The 18278-nt window shown below is 71.3% G+C and carries 15 protein-coding genes; 5 read left to right on the plus strand and 10 right to left on the minus strand.

Annotation, left to right across the window (positions count from 1 at the left end):
• Positions 1-164 precede the first annotated feature (164 nt).
• A complete protein-coding gene (locus IE263_RS36825; protein WP_189942412.1) occupies positions 165-1775 on the plus strand; it encodes an acyl-CoA synthetase in 1611 nt (536 codons plus the stop codon).
• 9 nt (positions 1776-1784) lie between these two features.
• Here the strand turns inward: IE263_RS36825 and IE263_RS36830 are convergent, their stop codons facing one another.
• Both IE263_RS36830 and IE263_RS36835 read right to left on the minus strand, forming a co-directional pair.
• Positions 1785-3296: an esterase/lipase family protein gene (locus IE263_RS36830; RefSeq protein WP_189942413.1), complete on the minus strand. Its 1512-nt coding sequence runs from the start codon at positions 3294-3296 to the stop codon at positions 1785-1787.
• 86 nt (positions 3297-3382) lie between these two features.
• Positions 3383-4249 (minus strand): alpha/beta fold hydrolase, encoded by an 867-nt coding sequence (locus IE263_RS36835; protein WP_189942414.1) that lies wholly within the window; start codon positions 4247-4249, stop codon positions 3383-3385.
• Positions 4250-4415: 166 nt separating this feature from the next.
• On the opposite strand from IE263_RS36835, the gene paaK reads away from it, so the two are divergent.
• Positions 4416-5714 carry a phenylacetate--CoA ligase PaaK gene (paaK, locus tag IE263_RS36840; protein WP_189942415.1) on the plus strand — a complete coding sequence of 433 codons (1299 nt, stop codon included), beginning with the start codon at positions 4416-4418 and terminating at the stop codon, positions 5712-5714.
• Between the two features lie 96 nt (positions 5715-5810).
• On the opposite strand, the gene IE263_RS36845 is transcribed toward paaK, so the two are convergent.
• Positions 5811-7304 carry an acyl-CoA synthetase gene (locus IE263_RS36845; protein WP_189942416.1) on the minus strand — a complete coding sequence of 498 codons (1494 nt, stop codon included), beginning with the start codon at positions 7302-7304 and terminating at the stop codon, positions 5811-5813.
• A 58-nt stretch (positions 7305-7362) separates the two neighbouring features.
• Positions 7363-7746, minus strand: a complete 384-nt coding sequence (locus tag IE263_RS36850; protein ID WP_189942417.1) for a hypothetical protein — start codon at positions 7744-7746, stop codon at positions 7363-7365.
• A 100-nt stretch (positions 7747-7846) separates the two neighbouring features.
• Here IE263_RS36850 and IE263_RS36855 point away from each other — a divergent pair, with 100 nt between their 5' ends.
• The 3 genes from IE263_RS36855 to IE263_RS36865 all read left to right on the plus strand — a co-directional run bounded on the left by IE263_RS36855 (position 7847) and on the right by IE263_RS36865 (position 11555).
• Positions 7847-8320, plus strand: coding sequence for a MarR family transcriptional regulator (locus tag IE263_RS36855; protein WP_189942418.1), 474 nt, complete (start codon positions 7847-7849; stop codon positions 8318-8320).
• Positions 8321-8418: 98 nt separating this feature from the next.
• Positions 8419-10848, plus strand: a complete 2430-nt coding sequence (locus tag IE263_RS36860; RefSeq protein ID WP_189942419.1) for a penicillin acylase family protein — start codon at positions 8419-8421, stop codon at positions 10846-10848.
• 140 nt (positions 10849-10988) lie between these two features.
• Complete coding sequence (locus IE263_RS36865; protein ID WP_189942420.1) at positions 10989-11555, plus strand: antibiotic biosynthesis monooxygenase; 567 nt, start codon at positions 10989-10991, stop codon at positions 11553-11555.
• A gap of 158 nt (positions 11556-11713) precedes the next feature.
• Here IE263_RS36865 and IE263_RS36870 read toward each other — a convergent pair whose 3' ends face one another.
• The 6 genes from IE263_RS36870 to IE263_RS36895 form a co-directional block, all read right to left on the minus strand.
• Entirely contained in the window at positions 11714-13267 is a 1554-nt protein-coding gene (locus IE263_RS36870) for an acyl-CoA synthetase (RefSeq protein ID WP_189942421.1), read from the minus strand.
• The gene (locus tag IE263_RS36875; RefSeq protein WP_189942422.1) at positions 13264-14373 is read right to left on the minus strand and encodes an NAD(P)H-dependent flavin oxidoreductase; all 1110 of its coding nucleotides are present in this window, start codon (positions 14371-14373) and stop codon (positions 13264-13266) included. Before IE263_RS36875 ends, IE263_RS36870 begins: the two co-directional genes overlap by 4 nt.
• 126 nt (positions 14374-14499) lie before the next feature.
• Positions 14500-14691 (minus strand): DUF2795 domain-containing protein, encoded by a 192-nt coding sequence (locus IE263_RS36880; RefSeq protein ID WP_189942423.1) that lies wholly within the window; start codon positions 14689-14691, stop codon positions 14500-14502.
• A gap of 75 nt (positions 14692-14766) precedes the next feature.
• Complete coding sequence (locus IE263_RS36885; protein ID WP_229911361.1) at positions 14767-16371, minus strand: phytoene desaturase family protein; 1605 nt, start codon at positions 16369-16371, stop codon at positions 14767-14769.
• A gap of 66 nt (positions 16372-16437) precedes the next feature.
• Positions 16438-17139 (minus strand): class I SAM-dependent methyltransferase, encoded by a 702-nt coding sequence (locus tag IE263_RS36890; RefSeq protein WP_189942424.1) that lies wholly within the window; start codon positions 17137-17139, stop codon positions 16438-16440.
• Between the two features lie 105 nt (positions 17140-17244).
• Positions 17245-18087, minus strand: coding sequence for an oxygenase MpaB family protein (locus IE263_RS36895; RefSeq protein ID WP_189942425.1), 843 nt, complete (start codon positions 18085-18087; stop codon positions 17245-17247).
• Positions 18088-18278: the final 191 nt, after the last annotated feature.

Genomic DNA, 18278 nt, shown 5'->3' on the forward strand with positions numbered 1-18278 from the left:
ACGTCCAGAACGAGAACAGGTTGCAGGAGGCGGCAAGGCACTTCAAGGGTTTTCTGACAGTCAGTCAGATTTCTTCGGCACGGGCCCTTCACACTTGGGGCGCCCTTTGCTCTGATGACCGGCGAACCGTCAGGGAGCCAGGCCGTCCGAGGTCAGGAGGAGCGGTGGAGTACAACCTTGCCGACCTGTTCGAGTCGGTCGTCGACGTGGTGCCGGACCGCGAGGCGCTGGTGTACGTCGACCATCCGGGTACGGGTGCGGAGCGCAGGCTGACGTACGCGGAACTGGACGCGGCGGCCAACCGCATCGGCCACCACCTCCTCGACAGCGGTGTCCGCCCCGGTGAGCATCTCGGGCTCCACCTCTACAACGGAGTCGAGTACCTCCAGACGGTGCTGGGCTGCCTCAAGGCGCGGATCGTGCCGGTCAACGTCAACTACCGGTACGTGGAAGAGGAGTTGGTCTACCTCTACCGGGACGCCGACCTGGTCGCGCTGGTCTTCGACACGGAGTTCACGGACCGGGTGGCGGGCGCGCTTCCGCAGGCGCCCTCGCTGCGGCATCTGATCCGGGTGGGGGCCGAGGCGGAGGGGGTCACCGCCGTCTCCTTCGCGGACGCGGAGGCGAGCGGCTCCCCGGAGCGGGGGTTCCCGGCGCGCTCGGGCGACGACCAGTTCATCATCTACACCGGCGGCACGACCGGGCTGCCCAAGGGCGTGATGTGGCGTCAGGAGGACCTGTTCTTCGCCGGGTTGGGCGGTGGAGCGCCCACCGGGGAGCCGGTGAAGAAGCCGGAGGAGGTCGCGGAGCGGGTGGCGGCCGGCGGGTCCGGGATCACCTTCTTCCCCACTCCCCCGCTGATGCACGGCACCTCGACCCTGACCTCGTTCATCGGCTTCCACTTCGGCCAACGGGTCGTCATCCACCGCAAGTTCGTGCCCGAGGAGGTGCTGCGAACCGTCGAGAAGGAGAAGGTCACCAGCATCTCCCTGGTCGGCGACGCGATGCTGCGGCCGCTGATCGACGCGCTGGAGGGCCCGATGAAGGGCACGGACTGCTCGTCCGTCTTCAGCGTCTCCTCGTCCGGGGCGATCATGTCGGACACGGTCCGGCGGCAGTTCCAGGCGCTCGTGCCGAACGCGATGCTGCTGGACAACTTCGGCTCCTCCGAGTCCGGCTTCAACGGCACGGCGACGGACGACGCGGGCCCCGAGCGGGGCTTCCGTATCCGCGTCAACTCCCGTACTCAGGTGGTCGATCCGGTGAGCCATGAGCCGGTCGCGGCGGGCGAGGTGGGGCGGGTCGCCCAGCGCGGGCACGTCCCGCTCGGCTACTACAACGACCCGGTGAAGACAGCCGAGACGTTCTTCGAGAAGGACGGCGAGCGCTGGGTGTTGCTCGGCGACATGGCCACGGTCGACGAGGGCGGTGTCGTCATCGTCCTCGGCCGTGGCTCGCAGTGCATCAACACCGGGGGCGAGAAGGTGTACCCGGAGGAGGTCGAGCAGGCGCTGAAGTCGCATCCGGATGTGTACGACGCCCTGGTGGCCGGCGTGCCGGACCCGACGTGGGGCAACCATGTGGCGGCGGTGGTCCAGGTGCGCACGGGCGCGCCGCAGCCGTCCCTGGAGGACATCCAGAGCCACTGCCGTACCCGCCTCGCCGGGTACAAGATCCCCCGCCAGTTGGTCATCGCGGAGGCCATCCGCCGGTCGCCGAGCGGGAAGGCGGACTACCGGTGGGCGCGGGAGGTGGCGGTGGCGGCGGACCGGTGACCCAGGGGTTCACTCCCAGGGGGTGACGGTGAGCCGGATCCGGGCCCGGTCACCGAGGAGGGGGCGGGCCGAGTCGGGGAAGGCGACATGGGCCACCCAGACGCCGCTGCGCGGATCCTCGTCGCCCAGCGGGTCCCCGGAGGGTTCGTGGGCGCGGAGGGAACCGGCGATCTCCGAGTTCCAGGCCGCCCAGACGCCCGGGCTGCCCGTCTCGCGGGTGCCCACGTCGACGACGAGGATGTCGGCGAAGTCGGCGGTCTGTTCGAGGTGGTCGTCGAACCAGAGGATTCCGTCCTTCTCCCGGAGGGACAGCAGTCGCACGTGCAGCACGTGGCGCAGGGTGGCGGTGTCCTCGGGCCGTGGCGCACCGCCGCGCAGGAAGGCTGTCGCCAACGGCACGGGTGCGGCGCCGCCGCCGTCCGGCTTCGGCAGCTGGATCGGGCACCAGTGCTTGGCCAGCCGTTCGTGCATCACGACGGGCAGCCCGCGTACGGAGAGTTTCACCTCGGCCTGCCACGTGGTGTCGCCGTCACCGACCGGCAGCCGGTGGTCGACGAGTTCGGCCTGCACCCTCAGGTCGCCGAAGAGGAAGCGCCGGAGGTTCTGGTAGCCCTCCTCGGAGTTGACCAGGCCGTACCGGCCGCTGTGGCTGCGGTGGACGAACGCCTGGTGGGCTCCCGGCACACGGGCGTTGTCGATCTGCACCAGCCCGTCACTGCGCGCACCGACGGCGGCGGATGAGAGGCCGTGGGCGACGTCGTAGTCGGCGGGGTTGGTCCCCACCAGGCAGAACACCCGGTGCAGCGGGAAGGCGCCCTCCCCCACGGGCATCTCACGCGCGCTCCAGGAGGACGGCGGTCCGTCCTCGCGCTGCTGGGCCACGGGGGTGAGGTACTCGTACATGCGCTCCGGGCCGAAGATGTCGGCGCCGTTGATGCCGACGGCGTCGCGCAGCCGCTCCAGGAGGCCGAATCCGAGGTCGAAGGTGATGCCGCCGTGCGGGGTACCGTACGTGAAAAGCTTCCCGATGTGATCGGCCGGATTCTCGCCGAGGTCGGGAAGGATTTTCTGGATCAGGCAGCGGCATACGAGCCCGCCCATGGAATGGGCGACGAGATGGACGCGTGGTGCGCCGCTTTTCTCCTTGAGTCTTCTGATGAGACGGAGGAGATCGGTGGCCGCGTCCTCGATCCGGAATTCCCGCGGTTTCGTACCCCATGTGCTCGCGGAGACGTCGTAGAAGCGGTGAATCCACATGCTGTCGGGCGGAATCCGCTCATGGGTGTCGAGGTACGCCTCCTGCCCGCCCTGGACGAGGATCTGGTAGCCCTCGTCCAGGTGCAGCCGGAGCAGGGGGCTCTCGAACTGGTGGAATGCGGGCTCGTTGTCCGGCCCCACGCGCACATGCGTCGATCCCTCGTTGAATCCGTAGAAAGGATCGTGGACCACGCGGTTGATTCCCGAGGTGTCGCCCGCGAATCCCCGGACATAGACGATGGGGAGTTTTGCTTGATCCGGCATGGCCACTCCGCGGCTCGTCCGGCCACTCACTGGTGGGGGCGATTTCAGTATAGGAGGGTCACGCCGAACCGGCGCGGGATCGGCCGCTACTCCGCCGACGGCAGAGGAGAACCGTCGAGAAAGGCGGTGGTGCGGCGGACGAACCATTCCGGGTCGTCCAGCCACGGATAGTGGCCGGCGCCGGGCTGCACGGCGAACTCCGCGTGCGGGAAGGCGTCGGCGGCGAGGCGGGCGAGTTCGGGGCGCGGGCCGCCGTCGGCCTCGCCGGCGAGCACCAGGACCGGGGCGGTGACGCGGACGAGGGCGGCCCGGAGAGCGGGCGGGTCGTAGGCGTCCGGACCGTGGAAGCGCTCCTCCGCCTCGTGGTTGGCCCGCTCCGCCATGGCGGCCGCGTGGGCCCGGGCGGTGTCGTCCCAACGGCCGTAGAAGAAGCCGCCGAAGGCCGCGAAGTCGTCGTCGCCCTCGTCCTCACCGGTCAGCCAGGCCTCGAAGGCCGGGAAGGCGGCCGCGAACCACGGCTCGTCCTTGCGCAGGCGCGCCGCCGCCAGCCGGTCCTCGGGCGTGGCCGGCCTGCCGAGCGCCCACGGGATGGTGGTGACCAGCACGAGCCGCGCCACCCGCTGCGGATACCGCGCCGCGTACAGCATCGCGAGGCTGCCGCCCGCCGAGTGCGCGAGCAGGTCCATCCGCTCCAGCCCCAGACGGACGCGGAGCGCCTCCACATCGTCGACCTGCCGGTCGCAGCGGTATGTCGCCGGATCCGCCGGGACCGCGGAGTCGCCGGTGCCGCGCAGATCGAGGAGGAGCAGACGGCGGTGGGCGGTGAGTCCGCCCAGGTCTCCGAGGTACACGGAGTCCTGCCCGGGCCCGCCCGGCAGGACGACGAGGGGGTCACCCTCACCCCGGACGTGGTAGGCGAGCTCGGTTCCGTCGGGTGCGGTGAAGGTCGGCATGCGCCGATCTTCGACGGGGGTGACAGTGCGGTGCAACGGACTTCTCGGGGCTCGGAAAGTGCGTGCCGCCCCCTTGCCTCCTCCCCGCCCGCCTGGATCATTGACACGAGAGGGGCGACCGAATGATCGGTCGGCCGAATGGACATGGCTGGCGAGGGAGGCGTCCGTGAGGGGTGCACAGGACTTCCTGGACGAGGGCGAACGGCTCGACGTGGACGCGCTGCGCGCTCTCCAACTGGACCGCCTGCGGGCCTCGTTGCGCCACGCGTACACCCACGTCCCCTTCTACCGCGAGTCCTTCGACAAGGCGGGCGTCCATCCCGACGACTGCCGCGACCTCGCCGACCTGTCCCGCTTCCCCTTCACCACCAAGGCGGACCTGCGCGAGCACTACCCGTACGGCATGTTCGCCGTGCCCCGCGACCGCATCCGCCGCATCCACGCCTCCAGCGGCACCACCGGCCGCCCCACGGTCGTCGGTTACACGGAGAACGACCTCTCCCTGTGGGCGGACATGGTGGCCCGTTCCCTCCGGGCGGCGGGCGGCCGGCCCGGCGACACGGTCCATGTGGCCTACGGCTACGGCCTGTTCACCGGCGGCCTCGGCGCCCACTACGGCGCCGAACGTCTCGGCTGTACGGTGATCCCCGCGTCCGGCGGGATGACGTCCCGTCAGGTCCAGCTGATCCAGGACCTGAAGCCCGGGGTCGTCATGGTGACCCCCTCCTACATGCTGACGCTGCTCGACGAGTTCGAACGCCAGGGCGTCGATCCACGCGGCACCTCCCTGCGGGTGGGCGTCTTCGGTGCCGAGCCGTGGACGGAGGAGATGCGCCGGGAGATCGAGGAGCGGTGCGCGATCGACGCGGTCGACATATACGGGCTGTCGGAGGTGATCGGTCCGGGGGTCGCCCAGGAGTGCGTGGAGACGAAGGACGGACTGCACATCTGGGAGGACCACTTCTATCCGGAGGTCGTCGACCCGATCACCGGTGAGGTACTGCCGGAGGGCGAGGAGGGAGAGCTGGTCTTCACCTCGCTCACCAAGGAGGCGATGCCCGTGATCCGGTACCGCACCCGGGACCTGACCCGGCTGCTGCCCGGTACGGCGCGGGTCTTCCGCCGGATGCGGAAGGTGACGGGCCGCAGCGACGACATGGTCATCCTGCGCGGGGTGAACCTCTTCCCCACCCAGATCGAGGAGATCGTGCTGCGCACCCCGGGCGTCGCCCCGCACTTCCAGCTCCGCCTGACCCGAGAGGGCCGCCTCGACGCCCTGACCGTACGCGCGGAGGCGCGCCCCGACGCGGGCCCCGAGAGCCGGGAGGCGGCCGCGCGGGCCATCGCGGCGGCCGTGAAGGACGGCATCGGTGTGTCGGTCGCCGTCGAGATCGTCGAACCCGAGTCGTTGGAGCGGTCGGTGGGGAAGATCAGGCGGATCGTGGACCTGCGGCCGCGCCGATGACGCCGTACCTGTTCCGTCAGCTCACCGACCTGCACCACCCCTTCCGGCTCCCCGCCGCCTTCCGGGCGCACTCGTTCGAGAGCTGGAACGGCTGATTCAGCGGAACCGGTCCCGCAGCTCCCGTTTGAGGATCTTGCCACTGGCGTTGCGCGGAAGTTCGTCCACGAAGAGGACGCGCTTCGGCGCCTTGAAGGGGGCGAGTTGCTCGCGGGCGTGGGCGATGAGTTCGTCCTCGGTGACCTCGCCCCGGGGCACGACGACCGCGGTGACCGCCTCGATCCACTTCTCGTCGGGCAGGCCGACGACGGCCACCTCGGCGACGGCCTCGTGGGTGTAGAGGGCGTCCTCGACCTGGCGTGAGGCGACCAGGACACCACCGGAGTTGATGACGTCCTTCACCCGGTCGACGATCGTGAAGTAGCCGTGGGCGTCGCGGACAGCCAGGTCGCCGGAGCGGAACCAGCCGTCGCGGAAGGCCTCGGCGGTCTCCTCGGGCTTGTCCCAGTAGCCCTCGCACAACTGCGGGGAGCGGTAGACGATCTCACCCGGTGTGCCGTCGGGGACGTCCTCGCCGTTCTCGTCGACGACCCGCGCCTCCACGAACAGCACGGTGCGTCCGCAGGAGTCCATGCGGCCCTTGTGCTCGTCGGGGGCGAGGACGGTGGCGAGGGGGCCGATCTCGCTCTGGCCGAAGCAGTTGTAGAAGGCGAGCTTCGGGAGGCGTTCACGCAGCCGTTCCAGGACGGGGACCGGCATGATCGACGCGCCGTAGTACGCCTTGCGCAGCCCGCTCAGGTCGCGGGTGGTGAAGTCGGGGCGGTTCGTCAGGCCGATCCAGACGGTGGGCGGGGCGAAGAGGCTGTCGACCCGGCCCGCCTCGACGAGGTCGAAGAGTGTGTCGCCGTCCGGCGCGTCGAGGATGATGTTCGTCGCGCCGACGGCGAGGTACGGCAGCAGGAACACGTGCATCTGCGCCGAGTGGTACAGCGGCAGCGAGTGGGCGGGGCGGTCGCCGGCGCTCAGGTCGAGGGCGGCGATGGCGCTCAGGTACTCGTGCACCAGGGCGCGGTGGGTCATCATCGCGCCCTTGGGCAGGGCCGTCGTGCCCGAGGTGTACAGCAGTTGGACCAGGTCCTCGGTGCGCGGTTCGGGCCCCTCGTACGGCGGGGTCGCGGCCAGCAGGCCGAGGAGCGAGTCGTCGGTGTCGCGCAGGGGCAACGCCCGTACGCCGTCCGGGAGTCGGTCCGCCAGGTCGGGGTCGGTGAGGACCAGCGCGCTGCCCGACTGGCCGACGATGTACGCGAGGTCGTCGCCGGTGAGGTTCTGGTTGACGGGGACGTGCACCAGGCCGGCGCGGGCGCAGGCGAGGAAGGCGATGAGGTAGGCGTCGGAGTTGTGGCCGTAGGCGCCGACCCGGTCGCCGGGGGCGAGGCCCTGACCGAGCAGGGCGCTCGCCGCGCGGGAGACGGCCTCGTCGAGTTCCTCGTAGGTCCAGGTGCGGTCGCGGTACTCGACCGCGACGCGTGCCGGGGTGCGGCGGGCGCTGCGCCGCAGCGCCCCGTCGACCGTACTGCCATGTCCGGGCGTCATGACTCATGATCCTCGGGCGGCGGCCGGGGGAGGTCAAGTCGCCCGCCCGTCACCGGGGTCAGGCCACCTCGCCCGCCACTCCGGTACGCCCGTCCGGGACCCCTTCGACGGTCACGATCGTCTCCGCGCGGATGTCCTCCCCGAGGACCGCCGCCACCGCGTCGGCCGTGGCGCCGATCAGCCGGGCGGGGGCGTCCGGGACCTGGGGGAGGTGGTAGGCGGCCTCACGCATGCTGAGCGTGACCAGCGGCGCGATCCTGTCGGTGGGGACGCCGCCGATGCCCCGCCGGTGCCGTGGCAGGCCGACCAGGTCGACGCCGACGAGGCGGCGGAATCCCTCGCCGTAGACGGAGCCGACCGCGTCGGCCAGGGCGCCGATCAGCTTGGGTTCGACCGTCCCGTCGAGGGCTTCCTCACTGATGTGCACGGTGTAGTGCGGCATGGCGGTTCTCCGTTCGCGTCGGTACGTACCATGGCGGGGATTCTCTAGCCGAACAAAATAGCTTTGATGACAAAGGTAATGCGAGGGGTGCCGGATGTCCATGCCCGAGTCCCGTGACGACGCCGAGGACAGCGGTGTCGACGCGACCGTCCGGGAGTTGCTGCTCCTCATGCCGCGCCTGGTGGGCAGGGCGAAGAAGATCCCCGTACCCGAGCCGCTGCGGACGTTCTCCCTCGCTCCACGCCACCTCTCCCTGTTGGCGTACCTGCTGTTCGACGGCCCGATGACCGTCAACGAGCTGGCCACTCGCCTCCAGGTCGCCCCGACCACGGTGAGCCTGCTGATCGGCGACCTCAGCCGGAAGGGGATCCTGGAACGGCGGGAGGACGAGCGGGACCGGCGCCGGCGCATCGTGGCCATCGCGGCCGACCACGAACCGGCGATCTCCGCGTGGCTCGCCCCGGGCGCGGCGGCCTGGCGTCACGCCCTCGCCCCGCTGACCCCCGATCAACGGCGGCTGTTCGTCGACACGTTGTCCGCGTACGAGACCGCGGTGGAGGCGGAGACGAACTGAGTCCGGATCGCGCTCAACCTTCAACTCACCGCTCTCACCAAGGACATACCCGCTGGTACGCTCGGCCGCTCCTTCCCCCGACGATGTTGGGAGGCACGATGCGCACCCGCCTGAGACGACTCGTCGTCGCCGCCGTCGCCCTGCTGACCGCCGCCACGGGCACGCTCCCGGCGACCGCGGCCGGGCGCCAGGACCACCGGCCCCGTCCCGGACACCCCTCCGCCGGCGGCCTGTCCGCCGACATCCGTTACACCGAGTACGGCATTCCACACATCCTCGCCAAGGACTACGCGTCCCTCGGCTTCGGCACCGGTTGGGCGCAGGCCGCCGACCAGGTGTGCACGCTCGCCGACGGGTTCGTGACCGTGCGCGGCGAGCGTTCGCGTTTCTTCGGCGCCGAAGCGGCGACCGACTTCTCGCTCTCCTCGGCCTCGAACAACCTCGGCAGCGACCTGTACTTCCGCGGTGTGCGGCAGACGGGCACGGTGGAGAAGCTGCTCGCCGAACCGGCGCCGCGTGGTCCCAGCCGTCAGGTCGAGGACCTGATGCGGGGTTTTGCGGCCGGGTACAACGCCTGGCTCAGGCAGAACCGGATCAACGATCCCGCGTGCAAGGCCGCCGCCTGGGTGCGTCCGGTCACCACGCTGGACGTGGCCACCCGCTTGTACGCCCTCTCCGTGCTCGGCGGCCAAGGCGGCGCTGTGGACGACATCACGGGCGCTCAGCCGCCCTCCGGTTCCGCCGGCCGCGCCAGGGGCATCGGGGCCGACCCTGACGCCGAGGCCCTGATCCAGGCCGTGCGCGAGCGGTCCGCGGACGCGGCCATGGGCTCGAACGCGGTCGCCTTCCGCGGTGACACCACGGCGAACGGCAGCGGTCTGCTGCTGGGCAACCCGCACTACCCGTGGCATGGCGGACGCCGGTTCTGGCAGTCGCAGCAGACCATCCCCGGCGAGCTCGACGTGGCCGGCGGCTCGCTGCTCGGCTCGCCGACCGTCTCCATCGGCTACAACTCCGGGGTGGCATGGAGCCACACCGTCGCGACCGGTGTCCCGTTCAACCTGCATCAGCTGAAGCTGGACCCGGCCGACCCCACCGTCTATCTGGTGGACGGCAGGCCGGAGCGGATGACGAAGCGGACGGTGACCGTCGCGGTCAAGGACGGCGCACCGGTGACCCGCACCCAGTGGTGGACCCGCTACGGCCCGGTCGTCGCCTCCACCGACGGCGACCTCCCGCTGCCCTGGACGGCCACGACGGCGTACGCGCTGGGCGACCCCAACGCGGCCAACCTGCGCTTCGCCGACACCTCGCTCGGCTTCGGCAAGGCACGCGACACGAAGGGCATCCTCGCATCCCTCGCCCGACACCAGGGGCTCCCCTGGGTGAACACCGTCGCCGCGGACTCCTCGGGGCACTCGCTCTACACCCAGTCGCAGGTGCTGCCCCGGATCACCGACGATCTGGCGGCGCGCTGTTCCACAGCCCTCGGCAAGGCCACCTACCCGGCGGCGGGGCTCGCGGTGCTGGACGCCTCCCGCGGCGACTGTGCGCTCGGCAGCGACGCCGACGCCGTCCAGCCCGGGATCTTCGGGCCCGCCCGTATGCCGACGCTGAAGGACGCGCCGTACGCGGAGAACTCCAACGACAGCGCCTGGCTGGCCAATGCCGACCGGCCGCTCACCGGCTACGAGCGGATCTTCGGCACCATCGGCACGCAGCGTTCGCTGCGCACCCGGGGCGCGCTCGAGGACGTGGCGGAGATGGCCGAGCGGGGCGATCTGACCGTCCGGGACCTCGAGCGTCAGCAGTTCGCGAACCGGGTGACCGCGGGCGAGCTGGCCGCCGCCGACGCGGCGAAGGCGTGTGCCGCGCTGCCGGGTGGTACGGCGACCGGCAGTGACGGCAAGGTCGTCGACATCACCGGGGCCTGCTCGGTGCTCGCGGCATGGGACCGCACCATGGACACCGACAGCCGGGGTGCCCTGCTCTTCGACCGGTTCTGGCGGAAGCTGACCGCGAAGGTACCGGCCGACCGACGGTGGAAGGTGCCGTTCTCGGCGTCGGATCCGGTCCGCACCCCGAACACCCTCAACACCGACGCACCCGGCTTCGCCCCGGCCCTCGCGGACGCGGTCGCCGAACTGAGGGCGGCGGGCATCCCGCTGGGTTCCCCTCTCGGGGAGCACCAGTTCGTCGTACGGAACGGTCGGCGCATCGCCGTTCCCGGCGGCACGGAGGGGCTGGGCGTATGGAACAAGATCGAGCCGGTGTGGCGTCCGGCGCAGGGCGGCTACGCGGAGGTGACCACCGGCTCCAGCCACATCCAGGCGGTCGGCTGGAACGGCAGCCGCTGCCCGACGGCCCGCACGCTGCTGACGTACTCCCAGTCCTCGAACACACAATCGCCCTACTACAGTGACCAGACCCGGCTGTTCTCCGGTGAGAAGTGGGTGACCGCCCGCTTCTGCGAGAAGGACATCCTGTCCTCGCCCGCACTGAAGGTCGTCCACGTGCGCGAACGCTGAGCAAGGGTGGTCCCGTCCCCCATGGGGCGGGACCACGCACGGCACACGCTTCACGGCATGTGATCACCATGGCTGCCGGCACCGTGATCACCCACGGCCACGAGGCATGACCCGCGCCGTACGTGGGACACGTGGTGAGCATGAGCACCACCGACGTACGGCGGGGTGAGCCGATCACCACGGTCCTCACCTGGGAGGTGCGCCCCGGTCGCGAGCAGGAGTTCGAGGAGTGGACGCACGGCATCACCCGCTGTGCCAGACGGTTCCCGGGCAACGAGGGCGTCTCGTGGCTGCGTCCCGAGGAGGGCCACCGCTTCCACGCGGTGCTGCGCTGGTCCGATCAGCATCGGCTCGCCGCGTGGCTGGAGTCGGACGAACGAGCGGAATGGCACGCGCGGATCGCGGGCGTGGCCAAGGAGATCGGCAGCGAGCGGCAGTCGACGTCCGGGATGGAGACCTGGTTCAGTCTGCCCGGCACCACCGTGCAGGCCCCGCCCCGCTGGAAGATGGTGCTCACCACCTTCCTGGGTGCCTATCCGTTCACGTTGCTGATCCAGTGGCTGGTGACGCCCCGTACGGGCGCCTGGCCCCTGCCGCTGCGGGCCGCCGTCTTCCCGCTGGTGCTGCTGCCGACGCTGACGTACCTGGTCATGCCACGGCTGAGCCGCCTGCTGCGGCGGTGGCTGTACCCTCCGCCGGACCGGTGATCACGTGGTGCACCCGGAGCGCGGCTGAGGACGCCGGTGCTGCGATCAGCCGACCTGGGCGGCGATGGTGCGCGCAGACACCAGGGACTCGGTGTGCGTCCGAGAATGATCACCTGAGGCGTCACCGCGCCACAGCAGGGCGCCGGGTACGACACCGCTCACACAGGACGTGTACGCCCCTCCCAGTACGGCTCCCGCAGCCGCCGCTTGTACAGCTTGCCGTTGGGGTCGCGGGGCATCTCGGTGATGAAGTCGATGCTCCTGGGCCGCTTGTAGCCGGCGAGTCGCCCGGCGCAGTGGTCGAGGAGGGCGGCGGCGAGGTCGGGGCCGGGCTCGTGGCCGGGGGCGGGTTCGACGACGGCCTTGACCTCCTCGCCCCAGTCGTCGTGCGGGATGCCGAAGGCGGCGGCGTCGGCGACGGCGGGGTGGGCGAGCAGGGCGGACTCGATCTCGGCGGGGTAGATGTTGACGCCGCCCGAGATGATCAGGTCGATCTTGCGGTCGCGGAGGAAGAGGTAGCCGTCCTCGTCGAGCACACCGAGGTCGCCGACGGTGAAGAAGTCGCCGATGCGGTTCTTCCGCGTCTTCGCCTCGTCCTTGTGGTAGCTGAAGCCGCCCGTGGTCATCTTCATGTACACGGTGCCGAGTTCGCCGGGCGGGAGCCGGTTGCCGTCGTCGTCGAAGATCGCGAGCTCGCTGATGGGCCAGGCCTTGCCGACGGTGCCGGGTTTCTTCAGCCAGTCCTCGGTGGTCGCGAAGGCGCCGCCGCCCTCGCTGGCCGCGTAGTACTCCTCGACGCAGTCGCCCCACCAGTCGATCATGGCCCGTTTCACGTGGTCGGGGCAGGGCGCGGCGCCGTGGATGGCGTGCCGCATGGCGGAGACGTCGTAGCGCGCCTTCACGTCGTCGGGGAGGGCCAGCAGCCGGTGGAACTGGGTCGGGACCATGTGGGTGTGCGTGCACCGGTGGGCGTCGATGAGGCGGAGCATCTCCTGCGGGGTCCACTTGTCCATGAGGACCAGCTGGTGCCCGATGTGCAGGGACGCGCCCGCGAACTGGAGGACGGCCGTGTGGTAGAGCGGCGAGCAGACCAGGTGCACGTTGTCGTCGAAGGGCCTGATGCCGAAGATGCCGAGGAAGCCGCCGAGGTAGGCCTCCTCGGGGAGTTTGCCGGGCAGCGGGCGCCGGATGCCGCGCGGGCGGCCCGTCGTGCCCGAGGTGTAGTTCATGACCCAGCCGAGGGTGCGGTCGGCGGGCGCCGACTCCGGTTGACCCTCGAGGAGTCGGTCATACGGGCGGAAGCCGTCGACCTCGCCGACGGCGTACCGGTGGGTGGGCGGGAGGCCGGCCTCGTCGGCGGCGCGGCGGGCCTGTTCGGCGAAACGCTCGTGGGCGAGGAGGACCTTGGCGCCGGAGTCGGAGACGATCCAGGCGATCTCGGGGCCGACGAGGTGGTGGTTGACGGGGACGAGGTAGAAGCCGGCCTGGGTGGCGGCCAGGTACGCGGTGAAGAACTCGGCCGAGTTGGGGAGGACGACGGCGAAGGCGTCGCCGCGTTCCATACCGGCCGCGCGCAGGCCGTGGACGAGGCGGTTGACGGCGGCGTGCAGGCGTCCCGCGGTCCACTGCTCGCCGTCCGGCGCGATCAGGACCGTACGGCCGGGGTTCTGGGTGGCCTGGGCCCAGAAACCGGCGGGGGGTGTGCTCGTCACTGGCCGCTCCTTCCGGCGATGCGGTTGACGCGGTCCACGGCCTGCTCGAAGCCGCGGGTGAGGTCGTCGAAGACGGCCCGGACGCTGCGCACGTCGTTCATCCGGCCGACGATCTGACCGACGGGCGTGCCGAGCAGGGGGTCGACCTCGTACTTCTGGATGCGGGAGACGGCCTCGGCGACGAGCAGGCCCTGCAGCGGCATCGGCAGGGTGCCGGGGCCGTTCGGGTCGTCCCAGGCGTCGGTCCATTCGGTACGGAGCTGGCGTGCGGGTTTCCCGGTGAGCGCGCGGGAGCGGACGGTGTCGCCGGAGCCGGCGGCGAGGAGTTTGCGGGTGAGGGCGGGCGAGTGCAGGTCGGCCTCGGCGGTGGTCAGCCAGAGGGAGCCGAGCCACACGCCCTGGGCACCGAGGGCGAGGGCGGCGGTGATCTGGCGTCCGCTGCCGATGCCGCCGGCGGCCAGCACGGGCAGCGGGGCGACGGCGTCGACCACCTCCGGGGTGAGCACCATGGAGGCGATCTCGCCGGTGTGGCCGCCGGCCTCGTAGCCCTGGGCGACGACGATGTCGATCCCGGCGTCCTTGTGCTTCAGCGCGTGCCGGGCGCTGCCCGCGAGCGCGGCGACGAGGACGCCCCGCTCGTGGGCGCGGGCCACGACGTCGGCGGGCGGGGAGCCGAGGGCGTTGGCGAGCAGCCGGATCGGGTAGTCGAAGGCGACGTCGAGCTGGCTGCGGGCGACCTGTTCCATCCACCCGGTGATGCGCCACCCGGACGCCTCGCCCTCGGGCAGTTCGGGCACCCCGTACTTGGCGAGGGTGTCCCGCACGAACTGCCGGTGTCCCTCGGGGATCATCGCCTCGACGTCGGCCTCACTGACGCCCTCCACCTTCTTCGCGGGCATCACGACGTCGAGCCCGTACGGCCGGCCGTCGACGTGTGCCTCGATCCAGTCGAGGTCGCGCTTGAGATCGTCGGGGGCGGTGTAGCGGACCGCGCCGAGCACGCCGAAGCCGCCGGCGCGGCTGATGGCCGCGGCGACGGCGGGGAACGGCGTGAAGCCGAAGACGGCGTGCTCGACTCCCAGTTGGTTGCTCAGCTCCGTCTGCATGGGCGCAGGATGCCGCAGGCACCCGGACGACGGAAGAGGTTTTCTGATGCTCCGTCAGATTTCTGGGTCTCCCGGGCGGCCGAGGACGGTTCCCCGGCCGCCCGGGGCGAGCTCCGCTCGGGCCGACTACTCGTTGAAGACGGCCTTCTGCACCTCGTTCGGCCCGTCGAAGTGGTCCTGCTTCAGACCGTTGAGGCGGCTGACGACCTTGTCGTCGGCCTTGTTCTTCCGGGCACGCTCCACCAGGTGCTGCTTGTCCGTCGGGTAGTCCATGCCGCTGAGGGCTTTCTGCAGGTCGATGGGGCTGAGTTCCGCCATGACAGCCTCCTGTCACAAATGCGGTCTTCTTCCGTTGTGCCGCAGTACCCCTCCCCGCCCTGCTCATGCGACACATCAGCCCTCTCCTGCCTCCAGCACCGCCATCGCCGCGTTGTGCCCCGGCACCCCGCTCACCCCTCCCCCGCGCACCGCGCCCGCTCCGCACAGCAGGACGTTGGCGTGCCGGGTCTCCACGCCCCAGCGGCCGGTGCCCTCCTGGGCGTACGGCCAGGTCAGGTCGCGGTGGAAGATGTTGCCGCCGGGCAGGCCGAGGTCGCGCTCCAGGTCCAGCGGGGTCTTCGCCTCGATACAGGGGCGGCCGTCGGAGTCGGTGGCCAGGCAGTCGGCGAGGGGTTCGGCGAGGTGGGCGTCGAGCTGGGCGAGGGTCGCCGTCAGCAGTTCCTCGCGTACGGCGTCGTTGTCCCGTGCGAAGAGCCGGGCGGGGGTGTGCAGGCCGAACAGGGTCAGCGTCTGGTAGCCCTGCGAGACGAGGTCCGGGCCGAGGATGCCGGGGTCGGTCAGGGAGTGGCAGTAGATCTCGGAGGGCGGGGCGGCGGGCAGGTCACCGGCGGCGGCCTGGGCGTGGGCGGCGGCCAGCTGCTCGTAGCCCTCGGCGATGTGGAAGGTGCCGGCGAAGGCCTCGCGTGGGTCGACGGAGGTGTCCCGCAGCCGGGGCAGCCGCTTGAGCAGCATGTTCACCTTGAGCTGGGCGCCCTCGGCGGGGGCGGGCGGTTCGTCGCCGGTGAGGGCGGCGAGCGCTTGCGGGGAGGCGTTCACGAGGACGTGCCGGGCGGCGGCGACACCCTCGCCGTCGGCGGTGCGGTAGGTGACCTCGGCGCCGCGGCCGTCCGTGGCGATCCGTACCGCCTCGTGACCGGTGGCGATGACGGCGCCGGCCTCGCGGGCCGCGGTGGCCAGGGCGTCGGTCAGGGCGCCCATACCGCCGACGGGGACGTCCCAGGCGCCGGTGCCGCCGCCGATGACGTGGTAGAGGAAGCAGCGGTTCTGCCTGAGGGAGGCGTCGTGGGCGTCGGCGAAGGTGCCGATGAGCGCGTCGGTCAGGACCACGCCCCGCACCAGGTCGTCCGCGAAGTGCTCCTCGACGGCGACGCCGATCGGCTCCTCGAAGAGGGTCCGCCACGCCTCCTCGTCGTCGACGCTCCGACGCAGTTCCTCCCGGGTGGGCAGCGGTTCGGTGAGCGTCGGGAAGACCCGCTGGGCGACGCGCCCGGTCATGCCGTAGAAGCGCTGCCAGGCCGTGTACTCCCGCTCGCCGCCCGTGAGCCGCGCGAAGGCCTCCCGCGTGCGCTCCTCGCCCCCGCCCACGAGCAGCCCGGTCGGCCGCCCGCCGCGCTCCACGGGCGTGTACGAGGAGATGGTGCGGCCCTGGACGCGGAAGTCCAGGCCCAGGTCCCGCACGATCTTCTGCGGCAGCAGGCTGACCAGGTACGAGTAGCGCGACAGCCGGGCGTCCACGCCGGCGAACGGGCGGGTGGAGACGGCGGCTCCCCCGGTGTGGTCCAGCCGCTCCAGCACCAGCACGGACCGTCCGGCCCGGGCCAGGTAGGCAGCGGCGACGAGCCCGTTGTGGCCACCGCCGACGATGACGGCGTCGTAGGCACGGTGGCTCTGGTGCCCCTCGCGCCCCTCGTGTCCTTCATGTCCTTCGTGTGCAGGCATGGTTCTTCGTAACACGAGGTGATCAAGGTCGGCCAGGGGGCGGGCGCCCGTCGGACGGGGGCGCGGTCAGGGGCGGCGCAGACGTACGGCCACGAAGGTGGGTGCGCGGTGCGTCTTCTCGTACCGGCCGGGGTCCAGCCGCCGGGCCTCCTCCGTGGCCCGCGGCTCCGCCAGCTCCTCGAGGACGTATCCGGCGGCCAGCAGCTCGCCCAGGAACGTCTCCAGCGTCATCCGCCGGTAGGTGATGGCGTACCCGGTGCCGAACGGCAGGGTGACCCGGTCGTCGGCGAAGTAGGAACCGCCGAAGTAGGTCCAGTCGGCCGTGGGATGGGTGGTGGAGACGAGAAGGGTGCCGCCCGGGCGCAGGACGCGGCGGATCTCCGCGAGGAGCTGTGCGCGGGCGTCGACGTGGTGGTAGACGAGGGCCATCACGACCAGGTCGAACGACCCGTCCGCCAGGAACGTCAGCGGCTCCTCCAGGTCGTGGTGGTGCAGGGCGGCCGCCGCCCGGTCGCCGAGGCGTGCCCGCGCCGCCCGCAGCAGGCTCTCGCTGCCGTCCACGCCGACGACCCGCGCGGCGCCTCTCTCCAGCAGTTCGGCGGCGTAGTGCCCGGCCCCGCAGCCGAGGTCGAGCACCCGCAGCCCGCCCAGGTCACCGGCGAGCCGGAGCATGGCCGGACGGTCGGTGTAGGCGTTGTACGCGCTCGTCGTCGCGCGGGCGGCGAACTGCTCGCCCATCTCCCCGTGGTACGCGGTCTCGGCTTCCATACGCTCAGGATGCCCTCAAGTACCTTCAGCCCGGCTGTGATTGAGGGCCCCGGCACCAGGCACTGGGCCTCGGCGTTGCGGCCGGCGAGGGTGTCGGGGGGCCTGTCACCCGACTTTGTACGGTGCGGGACGCGCTTCGGGCCCCAGCCGGGCCATGGCGCGGAGGATGTGTTTGGGCGGCAGCTGCCACCGCAGACGTGCGGGAACGCAGCGCAGCAGGGTGCCCGCGGCGCGCAACTGCCGCGTGACGGTGGCGGGTCGCGGGGCCCGTCTGCCGTACAGCTCGTGCGCGTACGGCGGCAGGGAGGCGTACGCCAGACCGGCGACGTGCCGCCACAGCAGGGCGCGTGCCGGGACGAGCAGGGGGTGTGTCGGCGGGCGGAGCAGGAAGTCGTCCACCGCGCGTGCGTCGTCCCCGGCGGCGAGTTCGGGACGCACCTTCTCGAAGTAGGCGTCCATCTCGGCCCGGTCGACCGGTACGGCGTCGGGGTCGAGGCCCACGAGGCGGGCGCTGACCCGGTGTTCGGCGAGGTAGCGGTCGGCCGCCGCGTCGCTGAGGGGGTAGCCGGAGCGGCGCGCGACGTGCAGGTAGGAGTCGATCTCGGCGCAGTGCACCCACAACAGCAGTTCCGGCTCGTCGACGCCGTACCGCTCCCCCGTGTGCGGGTCGGTCGCCGACAGCATGCGGTGGATCTTCCGGACGCGGGCGCCGGCCTTCTCGGCGGCCGCGCTCGTGCCGTACGTCGTGGTGCCGACGAAGTCGGCGGTCCGCATGAGGCGGCCCCACGCGTCGTTGCGGAAGTCGGAGTTCTGCATGACGCCGCGCACCGCGCGTGGGTGCAGCGCCTGGAGGTAGAGCGCGCGGACTCCGGCGACCCACATCATCGGGTCGCCGTGCAGCTGCCAGGTCACGGAGGTGGGACCGAAGAGCCCTGGGTCACCCGTCATACCGGCAGTGTGACCAGGATTGCCGGTTGGCACCAGCCAATTCCGGTCACCTGTACGAGCGCGGAACTCGTACTGTGCATGACAGGCCCTGGCCAGCAGGCGCAACGCTCCTGAGGGCAGGACGAGGGCCGCCGGCTGAAGCGTCACCAGGCCTGTTCGCGTCAGAAAATGCCTGATGAGTGATCCTCTGG

It is taken from the genome of Streptomyces aurantiogriseus, assembly GCF_014649375.1.
Classification (GTDB): domain Bacteria; phylum Actinomycetota; class Actinomycetes; order Streptomycetales; family Streptomycetaceae; genus Streptomyces; species Streptomyces aurantiogriseus.

Excerpts from the sequence above, each read along its gene's own strand:
- IE263_RS36830 (WP_189942413.1), bottom strand. The coding sequence starts at position 3,296 with ATGCCGGATCAAGCAAAACTCCCCATCGTCTATGTCCGGGGATTCGCG.
- IE263_RS36880 (WP_189942423.1), bottom strand. The coding sequence starts at position 14,691 with ATGGCGGAACTCAGCCCCATCGACCTGCAGAAAGCCCTCAGCGGCATG.
- IE263_RS36845 (WP_189942416.1), bottom strand. The coding sequence starts at position 7,304 with ATGACGCCCGGACATGGCAGTACGGTCGACGGGGCGCTGCGGCGCAGC.
- IE263_RS36885 (WP_229911361.1), bottom strand. The coding sequence starts at position 16,371 with ATGCCTGCACACGAAGGACATGAAGGACACGAGGGGCGCGAGGGGCAC.
- IE263_RS36855 (WP_189942418.1), top strand. The coding sequence starts at position 7,847 with ATGCCCGAGTCCCGTGACGACGCCGAGGACAGCGGTGTCGACGCGACC.
- IE263_RS36835 (WP_189942414.1), bottom strand. The coding sequence starts at position 4,249 with ATGCCGACCTTCACCGCACCCGACGGAACCGAGCTCGCCTACCACGTC.
- IE263_RS36875 (WP_189942422.1), bottom strand. The coding sequence starts at position 14,373 with ATGCAGACGGAGCTGAGCAACCAACTGGGAGTCGAGCACGCCGTCTTC.
- IE263_RS36860 (WP_189942419.1), top strand. The coding sequence starts at position 8,419 with ATGCGCACCCGCCTGAGACGACTCGTCGTCGCCGCCGTCGCCCTGCTG.
- IE263_RS36850 (WP_189942417.1), bottom strand. The coding sequence starts at position 7,746 with ATGCCGCACTACACCGTGCACATCAGTGAGGAAGCCCTCGACGGGACG.
- IE263_RS36865 (WP_189942420.1), top strand. The coding sequence starts at position 10,989 with ATGAGCACCACCGACGTACGGCGGGGTGAGCCGATCACCACGGTCCTC.
- IE263_RS36895 (WP_189942425.1), bottom strand. The coding sequence starts at position 18,087 with ATGACGGGTGACCCAGGGCTCTTCGGTCCCACCTCCGTGACCTGGCAG.
- IE263_RS36890 (WP_189942424.1), bottom strand. The coding sequence starts at position 17,139 with ATGGAAGCCGAGACCGCGTACCACGGGGAGATGGGCGAGCAGTTCGCC.